Origin of the sequence: Mesorhizobium sp. M7D.F.Ca.US.004.01.2.1 (assembly GCF_003997785.1) — a bacterium.
In the GTDB taxonomy this organism is placed as follows: Bacteria; Pseudomonadota; Alphaproteobacteria; order Rhizobiales; family Rhizobiaceae; genus Mesorhizobium; species Mesorhizobium loti.
The window spans coordinates 1-21,279 of record NZ_RZRQ01000019.1 but is presented as its reverse complement, the minus strand read 5'-3'; the positions used below and the strand labels follow the sequence as shown (position 1 = coordinate 21,279).

The following is a 21,279-nucleotide window of genomic DNA, read 5'->3' as shown; positions in this document are numbered from 1 at the left end:
GAGAGCCTCAAGATGGGTTCGCCGAAGTCGGGCGGTGAGTGCGCAATCGCGCACATCGGTGGTGCGAAAACGATCCAGCTAGATAATTGAACGCCGCGACGACTGCGCAAACTACGGCTGATCGTGTTAGAATGGGCCTTTGCAAGCCGCACTGCGCTGCGCAGGATTGCACCATGATCGACTGGGATGACGTTCGCTACTTTCTTGCCGTCGCACGCGGAGGCTCGGTGCGGGCTGCTGCCGCGCACCTCGGGGTGAATCATTCAACCGTGCTGCGACGCATCGCCCAGCTCGAGGAACGCCTTGGGGCGCACATGTTCGAAAAGCTGCCTTCGGGCTACCGCCTGACGGCTGCCGGCGAGGAGGTCCTCGAGCTCGCGAACCAGATGGAAGCGTCGTCGCACCAGTTGGAGACGCGCGTCTTCGGTCGCGACCAGAGCGTGCGCGGGCTTCTGCGGGTGACACTGGCACCGACCCTTGCGACACACCTGCTCATGCCGGACTTCGCCGATTTCGCGCGTCTGCATCCCGACATCGAGATGGAAATCCTGTCGTCCGGCGAGCTGGCAAATCTGACCAACCGAGGGGCCGACGTCGCGATCCGCGTCGTCTACGACCGCAAAACCCTGCCGCTCAATCTTCACGGCCTGAAGGGACCGGAGCTGTTCGGCGGCGTCTACATGTCCCGGGATCGACTGGCCGCATGGCGTGCGGGCGCGCCTGATCCCATCCGGTGGATCGTCATAAGCGCTCATGGCATTCCGGATTGGGCCAGCGAGGGTGAGGTTCGCACCACGAGGGGTCCATTCAGGACCACGGACGGCGAGGCGCAGATCGTTGCTGTACGGCAAGGGCTCGGGATGACGACACTGCCGTGCTTCATTGGCGATGCCGACCCCCTACTGGTGAGGGTGCCGGGCACCGAGCTGCACATGTACGGAACGCTCTGGCTTCTCACGCAGGGGGAGACACGCAAGACGAAGCGCGTGCGGCTCTTCACGGAGTTCGTATCCCGTAGGCTCGCCGCGCACGCGCCGCTTCTCGCGGGGCTGTCCATATCGCGCGACTGACGCCCGGCAGGTCGCAGGCGACGCTTGCCGTAATCCGGTCGGAAGCCGAGCTGCGATCGCTTGAAACGGCGTCGTTCAATCCGCGGATGTTGCGCCGTGCGCCAATGAGGAGAAATAGGCATCGCCTGAAAACTCCTCTGCAGGATACTCATGATCCGCAGGCGGCAACCACCGAATCCTCTTCATGGTGCTCCTGAAACGAAAAAGGCCACCTCGCTTTGGAATTCTTACGTCATCTGGTAGTGGTGCTCCCAAATCGCCGGGAGATGGGCAATGCCAGACAATGAAATCGTGCGCGACAGCAACGGCGCTCAATTGAATGACGGCGATTCCGTCACGTTGATCAAAGACCTGAAGGTCAAGGGCACCTCGGAGACGATCAAGCGCGGCACGATGGTCAAGGGTATCCGCCTCAATGGAAATCCCGGGGAGATCGAGGCCAACACCAAGCAGGTGAAGGGCCTCGTGCTTAAAACCGAGTTCGTGAAGAAGGCGTGACCCCCCAAGGGGCGGGCCATCTCCAAAGGTGGGCCGTTTTGTGTGGATAGTTATCCATGACCTATTGGTCCCGCACGGCCTGCCGGGCACTCTCACGGCATGCAGGCGGAGTATGTTGAGCTGGTCTTACTGGAGCAGTCGCTCGCCAACACAGACGGCATGTATCGGCCGTTTTCGGATCGATTGGGTGACATTGCGGAGAAAACTGGCGGATTTGTCTTGTTCGATGTTCGCGTAGAGAGCGACATTCGAATTCAGAGAATGGCGGCCATCGGGTTTGGTGTAGACGGCACCGTCGCAATCATGATGGATAAGAACGGACAGCTTATTTCCGCGCCGATAAACGGAGACAACGCCCCCCTGGTTGCCGAACTAACCGCCTGGACTTCGCTGCCGATGGCCGAGCAGGTTTGTGTTGGTTACGGCGGGGCGGCAGCGAAGCTGCTTGCGGCGCTTCGTAAATCGGGCCGACCCGACCTAGTGAACCATGCATGTTAATGAAAAGGCCGCCTCGATGGGCGGCCAGCGTTGGATTCGAGGTCCAAAGCGGCGACATAGCCTTTCACCAACCGGATGCAAACCGCTGTCGCCTTTCGCAAGCACCTCCTCGGCCCGTCGCGTGGCATCGTCTGACAAGCCGTGCTCGGCGGCCCGTCTCGCAGCCAGCGACGTCGCATTGAACATGAATTCACTGCCGTATGCTGCCGGTGCGAGGCCATTGACGGGCCGCACAAGATGTAAGTGCCTTCACGGATCAAGTTTCCACGCTAGCCAAACAGGCGCTTTTCTCAAGCAAGGTGGCAAGAAATTGCGCAAGCTGTGTTGGCAGTTTGAGAATCGGCCGATATGCCGCACAACAATGCCGGCAGGACGAGCCGAAAATCGAGCCGAGAATGATGATCTGACGCAATGTCCAGGTCGCAGAAGGACAGTTACCCGTGACGCAGAAAGGAATCACACTAAAAGACGTTGCCGCAGCGGCTAAGGTGTCGCGCGCCACGGCCGCGCGGGCGCTCAACAGCTATGGTTACGTTGGCGACGAGACAGCGCTCCGCGTGCTTGAGGCAGCCGAAAGGCTGGGCTATCGGGCCAACCTCGTCGCGCAGGCGCTGCGCAGCGGACAGCTGCCGATCGTAGGCTTCGTGCCTGGCGACATCCAGAATCCGTTCTTCGCCCGAATCGCGCACGACATAGAGGTCGAGCTGCGCAAGCACCGCCACAATCTTCTGATCGCCAGCAGCGAGGAGAACGTCGAGCAGGAAAAGGAGTTGCTGGAGAGCCTGCGCTCGCTGAGCATCCGCGGCTTCATTCTGGCGCCGACATCGGCGACCGACAACCAGCACATCGTGCAGCTGGCGCACGAAGGCGCACCGGTCGTGCTGATCGATCGCGTCGTCAAGGAACTGCAATGCGATAGCGTCGTCGTCGACAATGAAGGCGGCGCGCGCGAAGCGGTCGATTACCTCGTTTCCAATGGACACGACCGTATCGGCCTGTTGCGCGATGACTCACGCATCTTCACCGCGCAGGAACGCCTCGCAGGCTATCAGAATTCATTGCAGTCGCATGGCATAGCGCTCGACGAATCGCTGATCAGCGTCGCGCGTTCGACCGTCGAGCATGCTGTCGACGCTACCATCCGCCTGTTCAGCCGCCGCAACCGTCCGACCGCCCTGTTCACGGTGGACAGCCTGATGACCCAGGGCGCGCTTCTCGGCCTGCGCTCAATGGGGCTTTCGATCCCGCACGACGTGTCGCTGGTCGGCTTCGACGACTTCAATCTCGCCACCTTCACCGATCCGCAGATCACGGTCGTGGCCCAGCCTATCTCCGAGATCGGTCCGCTTGCCGCCAGGTTTCTGCTTGAACGGTTAGCCGGCAAGAAGATCGCGCCGCGTCATATCCGGTTCCCGACGCGCCTGATTGTCCGTGGCTCGGTTGCACATCTCCGCGGGCGCTGACCGGGACCAGAATCTTTCAGCTTCGACAAATTTCATCGCGAAGGGACTTGCCAATCGCGAAAGTTCGTGCCCATTATCGCGATGTGAGATCGATCTCACATCGCGATCGATCGAAGACTGGTTAGACGGCGCATCGACGCTTGCGCCCAGGCAGAGGCTCTGCCGTATCCGCAATGCAAGGAAGAATTACATGCTGAACTTTGACAAGGACCGCTTCATAAGGATCCAGAGCGGTGCCGTTTCCATCGCCGGCGAGGCACGTTCGCTCATGCGCGCGCTGCTTTCGGAAGGCGTCGAGCGGCTGTTTTTCATGGGCACCGGCGGTGTGCAGCTTCTGACCCTACCCGCGATCGATCTGGCGCAGCGCTACTCCACCTTTCCGGTGAGCGCTGCATATCCGGCCCAGGTCGTTCTCGATCCGCCGGCCGGTCTCGATAACAAGGCCGTGGTCGTGATTCCCTCGCTGTCGGGCACGACAAAGGAAGGCGTCGAGCTCATGGCTTTCCTGAAGAAGCGGGGCGTTCGCACGATCTCGCTCACCGGCCATTCGGACACGCCGATCGCGCAGGAAGCCGACCATAACTTCACGAACTTCGCCGAGGACGATACCTCCTCGGAGTCGTTCTACCTGCAGACGCTGCTGATCGTGCTGGCTCTGCTGGCCGAGCGCGGCGAGTATGACGGGTTCGACGCGGCTGTCGCGGAACTCCAGCTTCTTCCCGGCTTGCTTGCCGATGCGAAAGCCGCCTTCGAGGACAAGGCCGCCGAGCTGGCCGCTACCATCAAGGACGAGACCTATCACATCTTCACCGGCGCCGGCTCGGTGTGGCCCGAGGCCAACTACTACGGCATGTGCATCTTGGAAGAGATGCAGTGGATCCGCACCCGCCCGGTGCATGCGGCAGACTTCTTCCACGGCACGCTCGAACTGGTCGAGCCGGGCGTCAGTGTCTTCGTGTTCAAGGGCGAAGATGCGCTTCGCCCGCTGGCCGACCGGGTCGAGAACTTCGCCAGGCGCTACACCGACTGCGTCCGCACACTGGATGCCGCCTCGGTCAAATTGCCGGGCATCTCGGCTCAGGTGCGTAGCATGATCTCGCCGGTGCTGCTCGCCACCTTGCTTGAGCGGCTGAGCGCGCATCTCGAGGTGCTGCGCAACCACCCGCTGACGACCCGTCGCTACTACAAACGCGTTGAATACTGATCCCCTCTCAACCTCTGAAGGAGCTGCTTATGAAACGTTCGCTGCAAGTCGTGGCGGTCACAGTGGCCGCGGTATCATCATTGGGGCTGTCGATGTACGGCAGTTCTGCTGCTTCGCCGGCTGTCGCGGCCGATCCCAACGCCAAGGTCGAATACAGCGGCACGCTGTCGATCCTGACCAAGTTCGGGCTGCAGCAGCTGTCGCCCTATTTCGTCAATCTGGCGCAGGAATACGAGAAGCTCCATCCGGGCGTTAAGGTCGAACTCATCCAGGAAAGTGACGACAGCGTAAAAGGTAAGACGAAGACGCTGGTCGCTTCGAACTCGCTGCCCGATGTCTACTTCTCCTGGACGGGCAGCTGGGCTGGCAACTTCGTCCGCGGCAATCGCGCCGTCGACCTGAGCAAGGTCATCGGCCCCGATACCGACTGGGGCAAGACGCTTTCTCCGGCGGCCGTCAAAGCGTTCGAGTACAATGGCAAGCTCTACGGCATCCCGCTTTATCAGGATGCCAAGTTCATGGGCTACAACAAGCAGATATTCGCCAAGCTCGGATTGAAGGCGCCAGCCAATTTCGAGGAACTGCTGACGAGCTGCGATGCCATTCGCAAATCCGGCGCGACGCCGATCTCGCTGGGCAACAAGGAAGCGTGGCCGGCAATCCACTTTGCGGGCCAATTGCTCGCCTACAATGTGCCGCAGCCAACGCTGGAACGCGACTTCGATCCGGCCACGGCCGAATACACCGATCCGGGCTATGTCGCGGCGCTCAAGCAGTTCAGCCAGCTTGTCGAACGCTGCACCGACGGCGCCGGCGTCAATGGCACGTCCTATGCCTCGGCTCTCCAGGCCTTCACCAACGCTCAGTCGGCCATGTACTATCAGGAGATCATTGAGTTCGATCAGGCTGCCACATCGGACTCGGCGCTGAAGCCTGCCGATTTCGGCTTTTTCAAACTGCCCGTGCCCGATGGCGCCAAGGGTGATCCCAAGTCGATCGAGGGCGCACCAGAGGGCTACATGATCAATGCGGCGTCGAAAAACATCCCGCTGGCGATCGATTTCATGAAGTTCGTGACCTCGAAGGAAAACGCGCAGATCCTGTCCGCGCCGCCCTATGGTCAACCGAGCGCCACCATCGGCGGCGCCTCGGAATCGAACATGAGTGTATCGGTGGTCGACGGCCTCAAGGAGATCAATGCGGCTTCGTTCCTGATGCCTTGGCTCGATACGGCCAATCCACCGCGCGTCGCTGCTGTCTGGCTGTCCAGCCTGCAGGCGCTGGCGGGTGGCTCGATGACGCCTGAGCAAGTGATGGACGAGGTGCGCAAGGCCGCCTCCGCAGCCAAATAAAGCAGACAATGGCCAGGACATCGGACACAATCGGAAGCGGCGCCGCGGTACGCGGCGCCGCCAGGCCGCAAAGGCCAAAAAGCTTACAGACCCGCTTCGGCAATCTGTTGTCGTTCCGATGGGCCGCGATCGCGCTGATCCTCATCGGCTGGTTCGTCTACTATCCGATCGTCGACAACTTCATCGTCAGCACCACCGACCAGGATATCTATACCGGCGAGGTCACCAATGTGGGCCTCGCCAATTACGACCGGCTTCTGCATGACCCGGTCGTGCTACTCGCGCTCTGGAACAACTGCCTGTACGCCATCATCTCCGTCGTCTTTCAGGTCTTCGGCGCGTTTCTGCTGGCGGCGATCATCGAGGACCTGAAGAGCGAACGCTGGCGCCGCTTATGGCGCGCCGTGTACTTCGTGCCCTCCGCCATCTCGATCACAGTGACCGGCCTGCTGTTCTATTTCATCTACCAGCCGCAGATCGGCTTGCTGGATGCGGCGCTCAGTCGCGTTGGTCTCAGCCAGCTCGTCCTGCCCTGGCTCGGCAACGAGCACACGGCCATCTATGCCATCATTGCCATGAGCCAATGGCAGGGTTTTGGCTACTCGACGCTGCTGTTTGCCATCGCCATTCAGAAAATCCCGCGCGACCTCTACGACGCCGCCACGATGGACGGCGCCGGTCCGCTTCGCCGCCTGTGGAGCATCACCTTTCCGCTGACGCGGGAAATGACTGGGCTGATGATCATCGTCACCATCACCGGCGCGTTCCAGGTGTTCAACGAGGTCATGGTCATGACCGCGGGCGGGCCTAACAACAGCAGCCAGGTCCTGGGCACGTGGCTCTACCAGAAGGCCTTCATCGAGGACAATTTCGGCTATGGCGCCGCGATTGCCGCCGTCATCTTCGTATTGACCATGCTCACCGGTGCAGCCCAGCTCTGGTACACGAAACGTCGCCGGGTACAGCTATGAGCGCGGCGGCTGCAGTTGGGCGGGCTCGGCGCGTGAATGTTTGGTCGGTCATCGCCAGGACGTTCCTATATTCCTTCCTCGTCTGCCTCGGCGTCGTCGTCATCTATCCACTGATCTGGATGGCGCTCAGCGGCTTCAAGGACAATGCGCAGATCTTCGGCGATCCCTTCGCCCTGCCTGCCCATTGGTCGTGGAACAACTATGTCCAGGCGTGGAACCAGGGGGTTCGCGGCTATGTCACAGTCTCTGTCCTTGTGACCGTCGCCTCGGCCCTATGCACGGTGCTGATCAGCGCCTGGACCGCTTTCGGCTTGACCCGGACCAGGATGCCGGCAAAGCCGTTGGTTATCGCCATCGTGCTGGGCGGATTGATGCTCAGTCCCACCGTGGCGATCATTCCGCTGGTGAAGATGCTGCAGGCGCTCGGCCTCTACAACACCTACTGGGCGCTGATCATTCTCTACACGGCTTTCCGTGTGCCGTTCACCACCTTTCTGATCCGCGCCTACATGCTGGATCTGCCCGGCGATATCGATGAGGCGGCGACGATGGACGGCGCCAGCGAAGGCCAGATCTTCTGGCGCGTCACCCTGCCGCTGTGCCGGCCGATCATCATCTCGTGCGTCATCCTGCACGTTCTGTTTGCCTGGAACGAATATCTGTTCGCCATGATCTTCACCAGCGGCAGCGACGTGCAGACGTTGCCCGTTGGCCTGACGTCCATCATGGCAACGCACGGGACCAACTATGCTGTGGTCTTCGCCGCCATGACGATCTCTGCCCTGCCCATCGTCATCGTGTTCTTTGCCGCGCAGCGCTACTTCATTCGTGGCCTGTCCGAAGGCATCGGCAAGTAGCAATTCCCTGAAAGGACCCCTTCATGCCGCAGCTTGCTTTCCATCAGCTGATCGGAGCCGACATTTGCCTTCTGACCTTCCGGGTGCCGGCATGACGCAGCCAAAGCTCGTCGCCGTCGGGGACAATTGCCTCGACACCTATCTCACCAGCGGCCTGCTCACCGTCGGTGGCAATGCGCTGAATGTTGCAGCGCAGTGGCGGCGCAACGGCTGGACGGCACGCTATTTCGGCGCCGTCGGCGAGGACCCCGAGGGTGACGTGGTGCTTGCCGAACTGGCAGGTGTCGGCCTGTCGCCGGACGATGTCGAACGGCGCCCCGGCGACACCGCCGTCACCTTGCTCCGCGACGAATCCGGGGATCGGAAGTTCCTGCACGAATCGTTCGGGGTCGGTGAAAACTACATGCCGGCGCCGGAGCATTATGCAGTTATCGCCGGAGCTGACTGGGTGCATCTCGGCACCAACGCCAACAAGGACCTTGTCCGACGATTGGTGGCAGACCATGTGCCGTTCAGCATCGACGTATCGACGACGCATCTGGCGCTGCCGCTCGACGGTGTGCCACTGCTGTTTGCCTCAGGGCCTGACGAGGTCGATAAGCCGGTCGAGCCGTTGCTCACCGCACTCAGGGCCGCCGGCGCGCGGCAGGTTGTCGTCACTTGCGGACGCCGCGGCTCCTATTTCGATGACGGCAAGGGTGTCGTGCATGCGCCGGCCACACTGGTCGACGTGGTCGACACATGCGGTGCCGGCGACAGTTTCATCGCGACATTCCTGACCGCGCTCCGCTTCGAAGGCCGGGGGCCAGCCGAAGCGCTGCACACAGCTTCAGTAGCGGCGGCGCAGACCTGTACGCATCTCGGCGGATTTCCCCAGAAGCCCCGTCCCATACCAGAATGGCTGCCGGCCAAATACGCCAGCTTCATCACCGACGCGCAGGGAGCCTGACCGTGACGACACTTCGTCTGCGACAGCCGGCAGCAGCGCTTCCGTCCGACCGGTCGTTCTGGCTGCAGGATATCGGCGCCGGCGCGGTGACTGATCCATTGCAGGGCAATGAGCGCGCCGATGTGGTGATCGTCGGCGGCGGCTACACCGGCCTGTGGACGGCGCTGCGTATCCGTGAGCTTGCTCCCGAAACGCGGGTCGTTGTCCTTGAAGCGGACCTTTGTGGTTCAGGCGCCTCGGGGCGCAATGGTGGTCAGGTCCACTCGTGGTTCGCCGAGCTCGACCAGATCAGCACGGTCGTCGGCCTCGAAGAGGCGCGACAACTCTGTGCCGACACGGTGGCGTCGATTGCGGAGTTGAAGGCGCTGCAGCAAAACGGCACGATCGACATGGATCTGCGGCTGGACGGATGGCTGTGGACAGCGAGCTCGATTGCCCAGGAAGGCGCGTGGGAGCACGCCGTTGCCATGACGGCGGCGGTGGGAGAGAACCGTTTCAAGCCGCTGACGGCCGAGGACATCGAACGCCGCACCGGTTCATCCGCATCCTATGCCGGTGTCGTCGAGACCAATGCCGGTACGGTCCATCCGGCCAAACTGGCGATCGGATTGCGCAACCTGGCATTGGCGCGCGGCGTGATCATCCATGAGCGCAGCCCGGTTCTCGACATCGAGCCAGGCAGGACATGCAAGGTGCGCACGGCGCGGGGCATGGTGCAGGCCGAGAAGGTCGTGCTCGCAGCCAATGCATGGCTCTCGGCGCTGCCGGAGCTGCGCCGCCATCTCTACGTCGTCGACAGCCAGGTGATCGCTACTGCCGCGGTGCCGGAATTGCTCGACATGATCGGTTGGCGCGACGGTACCTCGATCTGCGACTCCCAGAGCCAGGTTCTGTACTATCAGCGTACCCGCAAGGGCAGGGTCGTGTTCGGCCGGGGAAGCGGCAACGTGGCCTTCAGCGGGAACTTCGGCGCCAGCTTCAACCGCAGCCCGGAGCATGGCCGCGACAATGTGCGGGAGCTGCGTCGGGTCTATCCGGCGCTGCGTGATGTGCCGGTCGAGTATGACTGGGCAGGCCCCATCGACTGCGTGCCCGAGCACGTCCCGGTCTTCGATCACCTGCGTGGCCATCCCAACATCTTCTATGGCATGGGCTTCAACGGAACCGGCATCGCACAGACGCCGATTGGCGGGCGAATCCTGGCCAGTCTGGTGCTGGAGCGCAAGGATCGCTGGAGCGCCAGCGGCCTGGTTGGCATCGAACGCCGGATGTCATTGCCGCCCGAACCGTTCCGTTACCTCGGCGCCAAGCTCGTCCGCAGCGCAGTCCGCCGCAAGAACGACGTCGAAATCCGCAACCGGAGGGCGGACAAGATCACCAATCTGCTGGCTGGGCTGAAGCCAGGCCACCGCAAGAAGTAGGCATTATGCCGAGCACCTTGCCCACCGTCATGCAATCGAGGAGAGCACAATGGCCGATCTGACACTCAGGCAGATCAGGAAGTCCTACGGCAGTGTCGACATTCTCCATGGCGTCAACCTCGACATAAAATCTGGCGAGTTCATAGTTTTCGTCGGGCCTTCGGGTTGCGGCAAGTCGACCTTGCTGCGGTCGATCGCCGGGCTGGAGGAAATCACCTCCGGTGACCTGTGCATCGATGGCGAGATAGTCAACGACGTGCCGCCGTCGAAGCGGGGCATCGCCATGGTGTTCCAGTCCTACGCACTCTATCCGCACATGACGGTCTACGAGAACATGGCCTTCGGCATGCGGATCGCCAAGGTCGGCAAGGCCGAGATCGACCAGCGGGTGAAGCAAGCGGCTGAAATCCTGCAACTGACCAAGTATCTCGATCGTCTGCCCAAGGCGATGTCGGGCGGCCAGCGCCAGCGCGTCGCCATCGGCCGCGCCATCGTGCGCAATCCCAAGGTCTTCCTCTTCGACGAGCCGCTGTCGAATCTCGACGCGGCGTTGCGCGTCGCCACCCGCATCGAGATCGCCAAGCTCAAGGAATCGATGCCCAACACGACGATGATCTACGTCACCCACGACCAGGTCGAGGCGATGACCTTGGCCGACCGTATCGTGGTGCTGAAGGACGGTCACGTCGAACAGGTCGGCACGCCGATGGATCTCTACAAAAGGCCCGGCAATCTGTTCGTTGCCCAATTCATCGGCTCACCGGCCATGAACATCGTGCCGGCCAGGATAGAGACCGCCGGTGCGACAACGGCGATCAGCCATATAGGCGCAAACAAGGTGACCGTGCCCCTGGCGACGCCAGCGTCCTCCAAGGGAACTGAGGTCAGCTTCGGCGTGCGACCGGAAGACCTGTTCGTCGTCACCGGGCCTGATTTTCTGTTCGAGGGGACAGTGGACTATGTCGAGCAACTCGGCGAGGTCCAGCTTGTCTATATCGACATCGGCCGCGCCGATCTGCCGCTGGTGACCAAGCTGCCTGGCAATGCCGCAGTCACCCGCGGAAGCGCGGTGAGGCTGTCAGCGCACCCGCAGGATCTGCACCTTTTCGATGGCGACGGCCGCTCACTCCGGCATCAGGAAGTAGCTCTCCTACTGGATTGATGACGGTCTCCGCACCATGCATCGCCTGAATGCCTGTGCGCATCGCGCCCACATTCTCAACACGTCAGGAAGCCACCGAATTTTGGAGACCGTCTGGCAAGGGTCGCGAGATCCAGTTTGGTCAACGGGATACAAACGGCGTCGACCGTCTTGCGCAGGTCGATCAACCGACGTGTCACATAATGCCGAAGGTTTTGTAGGCTTCCACCGCGCTCATGCCCTCGCGGATCGCGTTGGCGACAAGCCTTTCGCCACGTACTTTTTCGAGGGCCAGCCGAACGACGTCTTCCTCCACTTGCCGTGGAATAACGAGGACCCCTTCCTTATCACCGAACAGGAGCGTGCCCGGCTCGATCCGCACACCACCGATCTCGAGTGCGCAGCGATAGTCTATGACCTTGCCGCGCACGCCCTGGTCTTGTGCATAGTAACCGGTGCAGAAGCACGGGAATTCCAGCGCCTTGATGCCGTCGGTGTCGCGAGCAAAGCCGTCGACCAGCGCGCCATGCGCGCCGAGGATCTTAGCGCGGGTCGACATAAGCTCGCCCCACAGCGCGTAGCGCGGCGAAGCGCCACTGGCGACGTAGATTTCGCCGGGCTTCAGATCATCCAGCGCTTCGAACATCAGCCCGAACGGTTTGGTCATCAGCGGATTGCGGGTCGGTTCGTTGGACAGAAAGATGTCGGATTCGAGCACCGGCATGGCCCGACCGAGCAAGCGCGTCTTCTCGTCGACCGGCTTGAACACGGGCGGAAGGAACTGATGCTGCAGCCCCAGCGTATCCATTACGTCTCCGACCACCGCGACGAAGAGCTCTTTTTCGAATAAACGATACATTTCAGCGTCGTCGGCATAGAGGCGCGTCGATCTTGTCATGAGCCTTGCCTTAGGGTGCTCGTGGAATTGGCGGTGCGGGAAGGTCCCAGCGCTGCGGCGTTCTGAACCAGCGCACGCATATAGCCCAAGGCAAAAGCCTTTCCGGCGTGCCACGGTGCGTCGCAGGACATTTCCGGCGTATGATCGGGGATGATCACGCCGTCATAGTTTTCATCGCGAAGGATGCGGACGATCTCGGCCATGTCGATATCGCCGTCATCGACGAAGGTCTCGTGGTAGGTAGGCACCTTGCCGCGCACGTTGCGGAAGTGGATGTAGCCGATGCGCTGGCGTCGGGCGAAGCGCCGGACGTGCTCGTAAATGTCATCGGTATCAGGCATTTCCTGCAGCGAACCGAGACAGAGTTCCAGTCCATTGGACGGCGAGTCGACCATATCCATCAGCCGGTCGTATTTTTCCGGCCGGTTGACGAGCCGCGCAGCACCGCGCAGCGCCTCGGCCGGCGGATCGTCGGGGTGCGCCGCCATCACGACGCCGGCCTCTTCGGCCACCGGTACGATCTCGCGCAGGAAGACACCGAGCCGCTGCCAAAGCTCATCGGTGCTGACCTTCACCGGCTCGGCATTCGGCCGGCCGGCGCGGTAGCGCATGTTCCAGACAACGCCGTCGGGAACGGGCAGATCTGGATCGATGGCGGCAAGGTCCAGTCCTACCGACATGGCCTCACCGCGCGCGAACGGGCCACGCGACCAGCCCCAGACACCGGCAATCGAGAAGTTGTAGCCGATACATGGAATGCCGGCGCGCCCGGCATCGCGAACAAGGCGCTTCAACCCTTCTATTTGCGCCGGGCGATCGGGCCCGCCGAGCAGCACGTCGGACCAGAAGCGGGGTGAAAAATTCTCGATCGCCGCGATCTCCAGTCCATTGTCGCGCACGGTCTTCACCAGGCCAGCGAAGTCCTCGTAGCTCCAGAGTTCATCGGTGGAGCAGTCGCCCCAGCCTTCCGTTTCGCTGCCGGCCGACAGCGATGGGTCGCGACCGCGAAAATAGTTGGTGAGGTGGGCAACGATGTGGGTGGCGCCAGCCTGACGGGCGAAACGGAAATTGCCTGGTGTCAGCGACTCCCGGTAAAGGCCAAGACCGATCTTCATGATCTATTTCACGCCAATGCCGGCGGTCAGGCCGCCATCGATCTTGTAGTCGGCGCCGGTGCAGAAGCCGGCTTTCGACGAGCACAGGAAAGCAATGAGCTCCGCCACTTCCTCGGGTTCGCCGATGCGGCCAAGCGGATGGGCCGCGCCGAAACGCCTGTAGGCCTCATCGACATCGGCGTCGCTGCCATTGTCGCCGCGCGCTGCCTTCTCGAGGATCGGCGTGCGGATCGAGCCCGGACTGACCGAATTGACCCGGATGCCTGATGTCGCGTAGTCGAGCGCCAGCGAGCGCGTCAGCGTGTGGATGGCGCCTTTGGTCGTGGCATAGGCGGCGACGTTTTGCTGGCAGGCGAAACCCTGCACCGAGGCGACATTGACGATGGCGCCGCCGCCTCGCTTGATCATTTCCGGGATGCCGAAATGCGCGGTCAGATAGATCGAGCCGATATTGACCGTCATCGCCCGGTTCCAGGTTTCCCAGTCGGTCGTCGTCGCGGTCCCGTACGGATGGATAGCCGCGGAATTGACGATGATATCGATACCGTCGAACCGCTTGACGCCCGCCGTGACCGCGTCACGAACCTGGTCGGAAACGGAAACGTCAACCGTCTGCACCAGCGCATTCGCCCCGGCTCCGGCGAGGCTTTCCTGCATGGCCGCATTGGCTGCTTCATCGATACCGCAGGCGATGATCGCAGCACCCCCCTGCGCCAGACGCTTCGCGGTGGCGAGCGCGATGCCGGTCGTGCCGGTGATCAGCGCAACCTTGTTCTCAAAATCAGACATGGTGCAAATCCTTGGAAGATGTCAGGTCCGGCTGCGCCGGCGAGGTTCGCGCGTTTTCGAGGTCGTCGGGAACGAAGCGCAAGCCGAAATCGAGATGCCGGCTCATCAGGTAACAATAGGCGATGCGATCGCGCGCGCGCAGCGCCGCAATGATCTCGCCATGTGCGCGACGTGTTTCGCTGAGCACCGGCCGGATGGATTTCCCGACGGTCATGATGTGCTGGATAACCGGCGACAGGAACTGGTAGGTCTGCACCAGCATGCGGTTGCCGGCGAGCTTCATCAGCGCCAGGTGGAAATCGAAATCGCGCTGCGCCGCCTCCTGGACATCCTTGCTGGTTTCGATAAGGCCGTTGACCTCGTCCAGGGCGTCAAGTTCGGCGGCGCTGGCATTGAGAATGATGTGGTCGCCGATGCTCACTTCGATGATGCGGCGAAACCCCTGGATATCGTTGAAGGACGTCCTCGAGATGTCCATCTGGGCAGCAAAGAAGTTCTGGATAGCGACATTCTGGCGATCGGCCAGCACCGCGCCGACACGCGGCTTGGGGTCGATCAGGCCATAGGTGCGGATGGTGCGCAGCGCTTCGCGTATCGTATTGCGGCTGGTGCCAAACAGTTCGCAGAGCTCCCTTTCTGTAGGCAGGACGTCGCCGACGGACATGGCGCGATTGCGAATAAGGTCGAGAATCTGCCGCACGGTCTGGTCGACGGCCGAACTGCTGGGCCTAGCGTCTTCTGTCGCTCCCGCCGGGTCGTGATCAGCCTGCTCCAAGTGATTGCCTCCTGGATATTTGTTGGACCAAGACTAGGGCCGAGCAGATAAGAAATCAACCGAAAGCGCTCAAAAAAGTTGGAATGGCCCGATGAAAATCCAATTTTTGCTTGTTGACAGGTTTGTGGTCCAACAAATAAGATTGCCTTCTGACGTTTAGGAGGCTTCATGGAACAGTGTTGGCGCTGGTATGGACCGGGTGATCCGGTGACGCTTGAGCATGTCAGGCAGGCAGGTGCGACAGGCGTGGTGACGGCCTTGCACGATATCTATGACGGGCGTGCCTGGCCGCTCGAGAGCATTCTGGAGCGCAAGCGGATCATCGAGGCCGCTGGCCTGACATGGTCGGTTGTCGAGAGCATCCCGGTCCATAACTCCTTCAAGATCGGCGCACCGGAACGCGAGCGCTATGCCGGCTTCTACCGCGACAGCATCCGCGCGCTCGCCAAGGCCGGCATTGCGACGATCTGTTACAATTTCATGCCCGTGGTCGACTGGACGCGCACCGATCTGGCCTATCGGCTTCCGACGACGGGTTATGCGCTGCGTTTCGATGCGATCGATTTCGCGGCCTACGACCTGTTCGTGCTGAAGCGCAGCAATGCTGGGGCCAGCTACAGCGCCGCCCGCATCGCTGAGGCGGAAGCGCGGCTGAAGGAGTTGAGCAGCGAGGCGATCGACAGGATCGAGCGCAACCTGATCGCCGGCCTGCCAGCGACCGAGCGCAGCTACAACAGGGAAAGTTTTCGCGCGGCCCTGGCGGAATACGATGCGATCGGACCAAAGGAGTTGCGCGACAACCTTGCCTGGTTCCTGCGCGAGATCATTCCGGTGGCCGAAGAGGAAGGGGTACGCATGTGCATCCATCCCGACGACCCGCCCTTCTCGCTCTATGGCCTGCCACGCATCGTTTCGACCGCCGAGGATGCGCGGTTCATCCTCAACGCCGTCGATAGCCCCGCCAATGGCCTGACATTCTGCACTGGCTCCTACGGGACACGCGCCGACAACGACATCGTCGCCATGGTCAAGGAATTTGCCGACCGCATCCATTTCGCTCATCTGCGCAACATCACCATCGAGGATGACGGCTCGTTTTATGAGGGTGAGCATCTCGAGGGCGGCACCGACATGGCGCATGTCATCCTGGCTCTGATGCAGGAAGAGACGCGCCGTCGCAGGGAAGGCCGCGCCGACTGGCGCATTCCGATGCGACCAGACCATGGCCATCTGCTCGCCGACGACATCGGCAAGACCAGGATCAATCCCGGCTATTCGCTGATCGGCCGGCTGAAAGGCCTCGCCGAGCTGCGTGGCGTCATGCGCGCCGTGGAACGTTTCGATCTGGCTTGAAGCGCTGCTTTGGATCGCTGGGAGGTCATTTGCGCAGTTTGTGTAAGTGAAAATAGTTTGCACCAATGAAAATTAGTGCTATGTCGACGGCAAGGCCGGCTGTTGTCCGGCCGCCGGGAGGATTTGAAGAGTATGACGAAGCTGCGCGGATTGGCGTGGGATCATAGGCGTTGTTGGGGTCCGCTTGACGCCAGCGTCGGACCCTATTGCGCAAACCATCCCGGTCTCGAGATCGAATGGGATCGCCGCAGCCTCTACGAATTTGGCGAAGGGGCGATCGACCGGGTTCTCGGCCAGTATGATCTCGTCGTCTTCGATCACCCGTTCATTGGCGAGATCGCCAGTGGCCGGCTCATGGTTCCTTTCGATGAGCATCTGACCGGCGAGCAGCGCCAGGTCTTCGAACGGGATACGGTTGGCAAGTCGTGGCAATCCTACGCCAGGGAGGGGCGCCAATGGGCACTCCCGATCGATGCCGCCTGTCAGGTGGCGTCTTTTCGGCCGGATTTGATGGCCGCCTATGGCGATGCCCCGCGCTCCCATGGCGATGTTGTCGATCTCGGCCGCCGTACCCGCAAGGATGGAAAATGGCTCGGCCTGCCTCTGGTCCCGACGGATGCCATGTGCCTGCTGCTGACGCTTGGCGATCCGCAGGAAGAGGCCGACGATTTCATCAGCCGCGACAAGGTCGAACGAGCCATCGGCCAGCTGCGCGAGCTGTCGGACCTGTCGCATCCGGGCTCACGGCAGTGGAACCCCATCCGCTGCTACGACCACATGATTGCCAATGACGACGTCGTCTATGTCCCGTTCGCTTTCGGCTATGTGAACTATGCATCACGCAGCGAAACACCGAAGCTGCGCTTCGCCGACGCGCCGACGCCGGGTTCGGCCGGCGCGCTGCTTGGTGGCGCGGGCATCGGTGTCAGCGCCCAGTCGGGCAACGTGCAGGCGGCGATCGACTATGCCTTGTTTCTCTGCTCGCCAGACAACCAGCGTGGCCAGTATGTCAGCGCCGGCGGGCAGCCCGGCTCGCTATCGGCCTGGCAGGACAAGGCGGTCAATGCCACCTCGGGTGACTTCTTTGCCGATACGCTGAAGACGATACAGTCGTCTTATCTGCGCCCTACCCATGCCGGCTTCATAACATTTTTCCGCGAGACCGCGCCGCGTGTCGGGGCTGCCATCGCCGGCGAGCTGTCGATCACGGAACTGGCTGCCTGGATAAACCGGCGTTACCGCGAGACGCGGCCCTCGACGAAGTCGGTACGGAGCGTCGCGTGATGGCCACCGTCGCCAGGGCATTTGATGACGGCGAAAACGGGCGCGGCGAATATCGCGCGCCGGCAGCCGAGAAGGCACTCGATATCCTGGAATTCATGGCCGCGCAGGGCGAGGCGCTGACCCAGACCGAAATTGCCAACGGCCTTGACCGCTCCATCCACGAAATCTACCGCATCCTTCTTTTGCTGGAAAAACGCGGCTTCATCTTGCGCACGCGCGGCGACCGTTTCCGTCTGTCGCTCAAGCTCTTCGAACTGGCCCATATGCATCCTCCCGTTAACCGGCTGGTGGAGTGCGCATTGCCGGTCATGCGGGAGCTTGCGGCCAATGCGGATCAAAGCTGCCATCTGGTGGTGCGGGAGAGCCAGAATGTCCTGGTCGTCCTGCAGATCGATTCGCCCTTGCCGATGCGCTATTCGGTGGCGCTGGGCTCGCATTTCCCCATCATGGAGACGAGTTCGGGCGCCGTGCTCCTGGCACACCAGAGCCCGGCTGATCGCGATGCCATCGTCGAGCGCATCGTCGCTGCCGGTGAAGGGCAGGGGTCGCGTGCCGAAATCGAGGTGCGGCTCGCAGAGGCGTTGGATCGTGGCTTCGAGATGCGCTCCTCTCTGGCCGTCGATGGCTGCATCAACATTTCTATGCCGGTTCGAGACCACACCGGCGCCGTGATCGCGGCACTGACGGTTCCCTTCTTGCCGCAGAAGGCCGCCCGCTTCGACCGCGAGACAGTGTTTGAGCGTACCATGGCTGCCGCCAACAAGGTTTCCGCAGCTCTCGGTGCGGGTGACGCCGCGACCTGACTTTGACTGCAACCCGGGACGGCGGGCCTACCGTTCTAAGACTGAACCGTACTGATGAAAATTGGGAGAAGAGTATGAACTGGTCTAAAACAATGCTGTTTGCCTCGGCGGCAGCCGTCGCCTTCGCCGCCGCCTCCGCCCAAGCGCAAAACATGCCGAAGAAGATCGGCTACGTCACCAACTACGCCACCCATGAGTGGTACCAGAATGTCATCAAGGGCATGAAGGCTCACGGCAAGGAACTCGGCATCGAGGTCGAGGTGCAGGACGCCAATCTCGACATATCCAAGCAGGTCGCCGCGGCCGAAGACTTCATCGCCAAGGGCGTTGATGTGCTGATTATCACCCCCGTGAATGAAGAAGGTGTGGTGCCGCTGCTGCGTCAAGCCAAAGCTGCCAACATCCCGGTGGTGCTTGAAGGCAACCCGGTCAAGGGCATGACGACCATGGTTGCCATCTGCGACTATGACACCGGCTATTTCTCCGGCGTCGAGGCCGGCAAATATGCCAAGGAAAAGCTGGGCGGCGTTGCCAAGGTGATGAATGTCGGGCTGCCGCTGCTTTCCGCCACGGTATTGCGCTCGCACGGCTTCATGGACGGACTGAAGACGATCATCCCTGACGCGGTCATGGTCCACGACCTTGACGGCGGCGGCAATCCGGACCGCGCGCTCGAAGTGTCGTCGGCGGCACTGGCAAAGAACGCCGACATCAACATCATCTACGGCATCAACGATTCATCGTCGCTCGGCGGCCTGCAGGCCTGGAAAGCGGCCGGCAAATCGCAGGATGGCCTGTTGACGGTCGGCACCGGTGGTGAGGGGCTTGCCTTCATCAACGCGATGCAGAACGAGCCGTCCTACAGGATCGAAGCCGCGATGTTCCCCGAGAAGGAAGGTTTCACCGCCATCGATGCCGCGGTGAAACTCTTCAACAACGAGGAAGTGCCTGAGCACATCGTCAGCCCGACCGCACCGATGAACGGCGAGGACTGGAAGAAGTTCTACGATTACGACGGCACTACCCGCACCATCAAATGGGATGCCGTCAACGCACTGCAGCCACCGGCAAAGTGCATGAAGACTTCGGCCGACCTGAAGAAGTAAGGCTGGTCGACATTGCCCTTCCCGCGTCGCGGGAAGGGCGGGCAGTCAGGTGCCGCTGGCGGCATGGACAAGGCGACGGGTTCCGGCGCCTGATGCAAAACGGCTCGGGAATGGACTGATATGAGCGAGCTTACACACGCTTCCGCGCCCAGGCGTTTTATCGGCGGCCAGCTTCTGGGCAGCAGCCAGCTCGTGCTGGGCGTCATCCTGGCGGTGCTGTGCATCGCCATCTCGATCGCGGCGCCACAGTTTTATTCGGAGGCCAACATCATCGCCATCCTGCGCCAATGCGCGCTGGTGTTGATCGTTGCCTCGGGCATGACGATGCTCATCATCACCGCCGAGGTCGATCTGTCGGTCGGCGCGTCGCTCGCCTTTGTCGGTTGCATCGGCATGGCCGTGCTCAATTCGACGCACAGCCTCGCGCTCGGCATGCTGGCGGCACTTGCCTTTGCCGGAGGGGTTGGCCTGTTCAACGGGCTGGTCGTCACCAGGCTGAGGGTGAACTCGCTGATCGCCACCATCGGCACGATGATGATGCTGCAGGGCGGCGTCTATCTGTTCACACGCGAAGCGGTGCAGAACCACAACCAACTGACCAGCTTCACCGATCTCGGCGCCGGCTATGTCGGCGCGGTGCCGGTGCCCGTCATCCTGGCAGCACTGATTTTCGCGGTCGCCTATGTGACGCTGCGCTTCACCACGCTTGGCCGCTACCTCTATGCGGTCGGCGCCAACGAAAAGGCGGTGAGGCTGTCCGGCGTGCGTTCGGAACGCCTCAAGCTGTTTGCCTTCATCGTCACTGGCCTGTGTGTAGGCGTCGCCGGCATGATCCTGTCGTCGCTGATGAATGCCGGCCAACCGACCGCCGGGCGCGGCTTCGAACTGACGGTGATCGCCGCCGTCATTCTCGGCGGCACCAGCCTGCTCGGCGGTCGGGGCTCGCTGTTCGGCACATTGCTCGGCGTGCTGGTGCTTAAGGTGATCGACAACGGTATCATCATTCTCGGTTGGAACCAGGACCTGCAGATGGTGGTCCCTGGCGTCATCATCATCCTGGCAACCTATCTCGACATCATCCGGAACAGAGCCAATGTCCGTTGATTTCTTCCACCCTGGCGAAGGCGCGGCCATCGACACGAACGTGCCGGCGCTGGAACTGCGCGGCATCGACAAGCGCTTTCCGGGCGTCGTGGCGCTGGACAATGTCGACTTCACCCTGGAGCCAGGCAAGATCCACGCCTTGATGGGCGAGAACGGCGCCGGCAAGTCGACGCTGATCAAGATCATGGCCGGCGTCTACGGCAAGGATGCCGGCACCATCCGCATGCGTGGCCGCGAGGTCGACATCAAGTCGCCGCGCGACAGCCTGAAGGAGGGTATCAAGGTCGTGTTCCAGGAGATCGCGCTGATCTCCGAATTCACCGTCGCCGAGAACATCTTCCTTGAAGGCTATCCGACCGGCAAAGGCGGCTCGATCGACTGGAAGAAGATCCGCGCCGATTCAGCAGCACTTTTCGACCGCATCGGCTTCAACGTCGATCCGGCGGCGCGGACGGGGTCGCTGCCGGTCAGCCAGCAGCAGATGGTCGAGATCGCCCGTGCGCTCGCCCACGAAGCCCGCGTGGTGGTGATGGACGAGCCGACGTCCTCGCTAACGCCTAACGAGGTTTCGCTGCTGTTCACCGTCATCCGCCGACTGGCCGCGCTCGGCATCGCGGTGGTCTATGTC

Annotated in this window: 21 protein-coding genes; 17 read left to right on the top strand and 4 right to left on the bottom strand. The window is 61.8% G+C overall.

Annotated elements, in window-relative coordinates; translation table 11 throughout:
• Positions 1-173 precede the first annotated feature (173 nt).
• The 11 genes from EN993_RS05760 (at position 174) to ugpC (ending at position 11,445) form a co-directional block, all read left to right on the top strand.
• Positions 174-1,070: a LysR family transcriptional regulator gene (locus EN993_RS05760; protein ID WP_127262618.1), complete on the top strand. Its 897-nt coding sequence runs from the start codon at positions 174-176 to the stop codon at positions 1,068-1,070.
• 273 nt (positions 1,071-1,343) lie between these two features.
• Entirely contained in the window at positions 1,344-1,568 is a 225-nt protein-coding gene (locus EN993_RS05755) for an alkylphosphonate utilization protein (protein WP_109672078.1), read from the top strand.
• Positions 1,569-1,667: 99 nt separating this feature from the next.
• Positions 1,668-2,066, top strand: a complete 399-nt coding sequence (locus EN993_RS05750) for a hypothetical protein (RefSeq protein WP_109672080.1) — start codon at positions 1,668-1,670, stop codon at positions 2,064-2,066.
• Between the two features lie 440 nt (positions 2,067-2,506).
• The gene (locus tag EN993_RS05745) at positions 2,507-3,529 is read left to right on the top strand and encodes a LacI family DNA-binding transcriptional regulator (protein ID WP_109672083.1); all 1,023 of its coding nucleotides are present in this window, start codon (positions 2,507-2,509) and stop codon (positions 3,527-3,529) included.
• 190 nt (positions 3,530-3,719) lie between these two features.
• The gene (locus tag EN993_RS05740) at positions 3,720-4,733 is read left to right on the top strand and encodes an SIS domain-containing protein (RefSeq protein WP_109672086.1); all 1,014 of its coding nucleotides are present in this window, start codon (positions 3,720-3,722) and stop codon (positions 4,731-4,733) included.
• Positions 4,734-4,762: 29 nt separating this feature from the next.
• A complete protein-coding gene (locus EN993_RS05735; protein WP_127262617.1) occupies positions 4,763-6,085 on the top strand; it encodes an extracellular solute-binding protein in 1,323 nt (440 codons plus the stop codon).
• Between the two features lie 8 nt (positions 6,086-6,093).
• Positions 6,094-7,056 carry a sugar ABC transporter permease gene (locus EN993_RS05730; RefSeq protein ID WP_109672092.1) on the top strand — a complete coding sequence of 321 codons (963 nt, stop codon included), beginning with the start codon at positions 6,094-6,096 and terminating at the stop codon, positions 7,054-7,056.
• Positions 7,057-7,088: 32 nt separating this feature from the next.
• On the top strand, positions 7,089-7,913 hold the full coding sequence (locus EN993_RS05725; protein WP_245468653.1) for a carbohydrate ABC transporter permease: 825 nt from the start codon (positions 7,089-7,091) through the stop codon (positions 7,911-7,913).
• 64 nt (positions 7,914-7,977) lie between these two features.
• Positions 7,978-8,862: a PfkB family carbohydrate kinase gene (locus EN993_RS05720; RefSeq protein ID WP_245468652.1), complete on the top strand. Its 885-nt coding sequence runs from the start codon at positions 7,978-7,980 to the stop codon at positions 8,860-8,862.
• A 2-nt stretch (positions 8,863-8,864) separates the two neighbouring features.
• The gene (locus EN993_RS05715) at positions 8,865-10,283 is read left to right on the top strand and encodes an FAD-binding oxidoreductase (RefSeq protein ID WP_127262615.1); all 1,419 of its coding nucleotides are present in this window, start codon (positions 8,865-8,867) and stop codon (positions 10,281-10,283) included.
• A 49-nt stretch (positions 10,284-10,332) separates the two neighbouring features.
• A complete protein-coding gene (gene ugpC, locus EN993_RS05710; protein WP_109672102.1) occupies positions 10,333-11,445 on the top strand; it encodes a sn-glycerol-3-phosphate ABC transporter ATP-binding protein UgpC in 1,113 nt (370 codons plus the stop codon).
• 175 nt (positions 11,446-11,620) lie between these two features.
• Here ugpC and EN993_RS05705 read toward each other — a convergent pair whose 3' ends face one another.
• From EN993_RS05705 to EN993_RS05690, 4 genes are read right to left on the bottom strand one after another with little or no spacing between them, the layout of a single operon-like run.
• A complete protein-coding gene (locus tag EN993_RS05705; protein ID WP_109672105.1) occupies positions 11,621-12,322 on the bottom strand; it encodes an RraA family protein in 702 nt (233 codons plus the stop codon).
• Positions 12,319-13,437 (bottom strand): mannonate dehydratase, encoded by a 1,119-nt coding sequence (locus EN993_RS05700; protein ID WP_127262614.1) that lies wholly within the window; start codon positions 13,435-13,437, stop codon positions 12,319-12,321. Before EN993_RS05700 ends, EN993_RS05705 begins: the two co-directional genes overlap by 4 nt.
• Before the next feature lie 3 nt (positions 13,438-13,440).
• A complete protein-coding gene (locus EN993_RS05695; RefSeq protein ID WP_127262613.1) occupies positions 13,441-14,226 on the bottom strand; it encodes an SDR family oxidoreductase in 786 nt (261 codons plus the stop codon).
• Positions 14,219-15,001, bottom strand: a complete 783-nt coding sequence (locus EN993_RS05690) for a FadR/GntR family transcriptional regulator (RefSeq protein ID WP_127262612.1) — start codon at positions 14,999-15,001, stop codon at positions 14,219-14,221. The genes EN993_RS05695 and EN993_RS05690 overlap by 8 nt, the downstream gene beginning before the upstream one ends.
• Positions 15,002-15,169: 168 nt before the next feature.
• Here EN993_RS05690 and uxuA point away from each other — a divergent pair, with 168 nt between their 5' ends.
• The 6 genes from uxuA to EN993_RS05660 all read left to right on the top strand — a co-directional run.
• The gene (uxuA, locus tag EN993_RS05685; RefSeq protein WP_127262611.1) at positions 15,170-16,354 is read left to right on the top strand and encodes a mannonate dehydratase; all 1,185 of its coding nucleotides are present in this window, start codon (positions 15,170-15,172) and stop codon (positions 16,352-16,354) included.
• A 132-nt stretch (positions 16,355-16,486) separates the two neighbouring features.
• Positions 16,487-17,638, top strand: a complete 1,152-nt coding sequence (locus tag EN993_RS05680; protein ID WP_127262610.1) for an extracellular solute-binding protein — start codon at positions 16,487-16,489, stop codon at positions 17,636-17,638.
• Positions 17,638-18,441 carry an IclR family transcriptional regulator gene (locus EN993_RS05675; RefSeq protein WP_127262609.1) on the top strand — a complete coding sequence of 268 codons (804 nt, stop codon included), beginning with the start codon at positions 17,638-17,640 and terminating at the stop codon, positions 18,439-18,441. Before EN993_RS05680 ends, EN993_RS05675 begins: the two co-directional genes overlap by 1 nt.
• Before the next feature lie 74 nt (positions 18,442-18,515).
• Positions 18,516-19,547, top strand: a complete 1,032-nt coding sequence (locus EN993_RS05670; protein WP_109672119.1) for a sugar ABC transporter substrate-binding protein — start codon at positions 18,516-18,518, stop codon at positions 19,545-19,547.
• A 120-nt stretch (positions 19,548-19,667) separates the two neighbouring features.
• Positions 19,668-20,651, top strand: a complete 984-nt coding sequence (locus tag EN993_RS05665) for an ABC transporter permease (protein WP_127262608.1) — start codon at positions 19,668-19,670, stop codon at positions 20,649-20,651.
• On the top strand, positions 20,641-21,279 hold a 639-nt coding region (locus EN993_RS05660), incomplete at its 3' end, for an ATP-binding cassette domain-containing protein (protein ID WP_164757551.1). The genes EN993_RS05665 and EN993_RS05660, both read left to right, overlap by 11 nt.

Bases quoted from the DNA above. Each gene is read 5' to 3' on its own strand.
- ugpC (WP_109672102.1), top strand. From the start codon at position 10,333: ATGGCCGATCTGACACTCAGGCAGATCAGGAAGTCCTACGGCAGTGTC.
- EN993_RS05760 (WP_127262618.1), top strand. From the start codon at position 174: ATGATCGACTGGGATGACGTTCGCTACTTTCTTGCCGTCGCACGCGGA.
- EN993_RS05700 (WP_127262614.1), bottom strand. From the start codon at position 13,437: ATGAAGATCGGTCTTGGCCTTTACCGGGAGTCGCTGACACCAGGCAAT.
- uxuA (WP_127262611.1), top strand. From the start codon at position 15,170: ATGGAACAGTGTTGGCGCTGGTATGGACCGGGTGATCCGGTGACGCTT.
- EN993_RS05750 (WP_109672080.1), top strand. From the start codon at position 1,668: ATGCAGGCGGAGTATGTTGAGCTGGTCTTACTGGAGCAGTCGCTCGCC.
- EN993_RS05735 (WP_127262617.1), top strand. From the start codon at position 4,763: ATGAAACGTTCGCTGCAAGTCGTGGCGGTCACAGTGGCCGCGGTATCA.
- EN993_RS05705 (WP_109672105.1), bottom strand. From the start codon at position 12,322: ATGACAAGATCGACGCGCCTCTATGCCGACGACGCTGAAATGTATCGT.
- EN993_RS05730 (WP_109672092.1), top strand. From the start codon at position 6,094: ATGGCCAGGACATCGGACACAATCGGAAGCGGCGCCGCGGTACGCGGC.
- EN993_RS05755 (WP_109672078.1), top strand. From the start codon at position 1,344: ATGCCAGACAATGAAATCGTGCGCGACAGCAACGGCGCTCAATTGAAT.
- EN993_RS05680 (WP_127262610.1), top strand. From the start codon at position 16,487: ATGACGAAGCTGCGCGGATTGGCGTGGGATCATAGGCGTTGTTGGGGT.
- EN993_RS05665 (WP_127262608.1), top strand. From the start codon at position 19,668: ATGAGCGAGCTTACACACGCTTCCGCGCCCAGGCGTTTTATCGGCGGC.
- EN993_RS05670 (WP_109672119.1), top strand. From the start codon at position 18,516: ATGAACTGGTCTAAAACAATGCTGTTTGCCTCGGCGGCAGCCGTCGCC.
- EN993_RS05740 (WP_109672086.1), top strand. From the start codon at position 3,720: ATGCTGAACTTTGACAAGGACCGCTTCATAAGGATCCAGAGCGGTGCC.
- EN993_RS05675 (WP_127262609.1), top strand. From the start codon at position 17,638: ATGGCCACCGTCGCCAGGGCATTTGATGACGGCGAAAACGGGCGCGGC.
- EN993_RS05695 (WP_127262613.1), bottom strand. From the start codon at position 14,226: ATGTCTGATTTTGAGAACAAGGTTGCGCTGATCACCGGCACGACCGGC.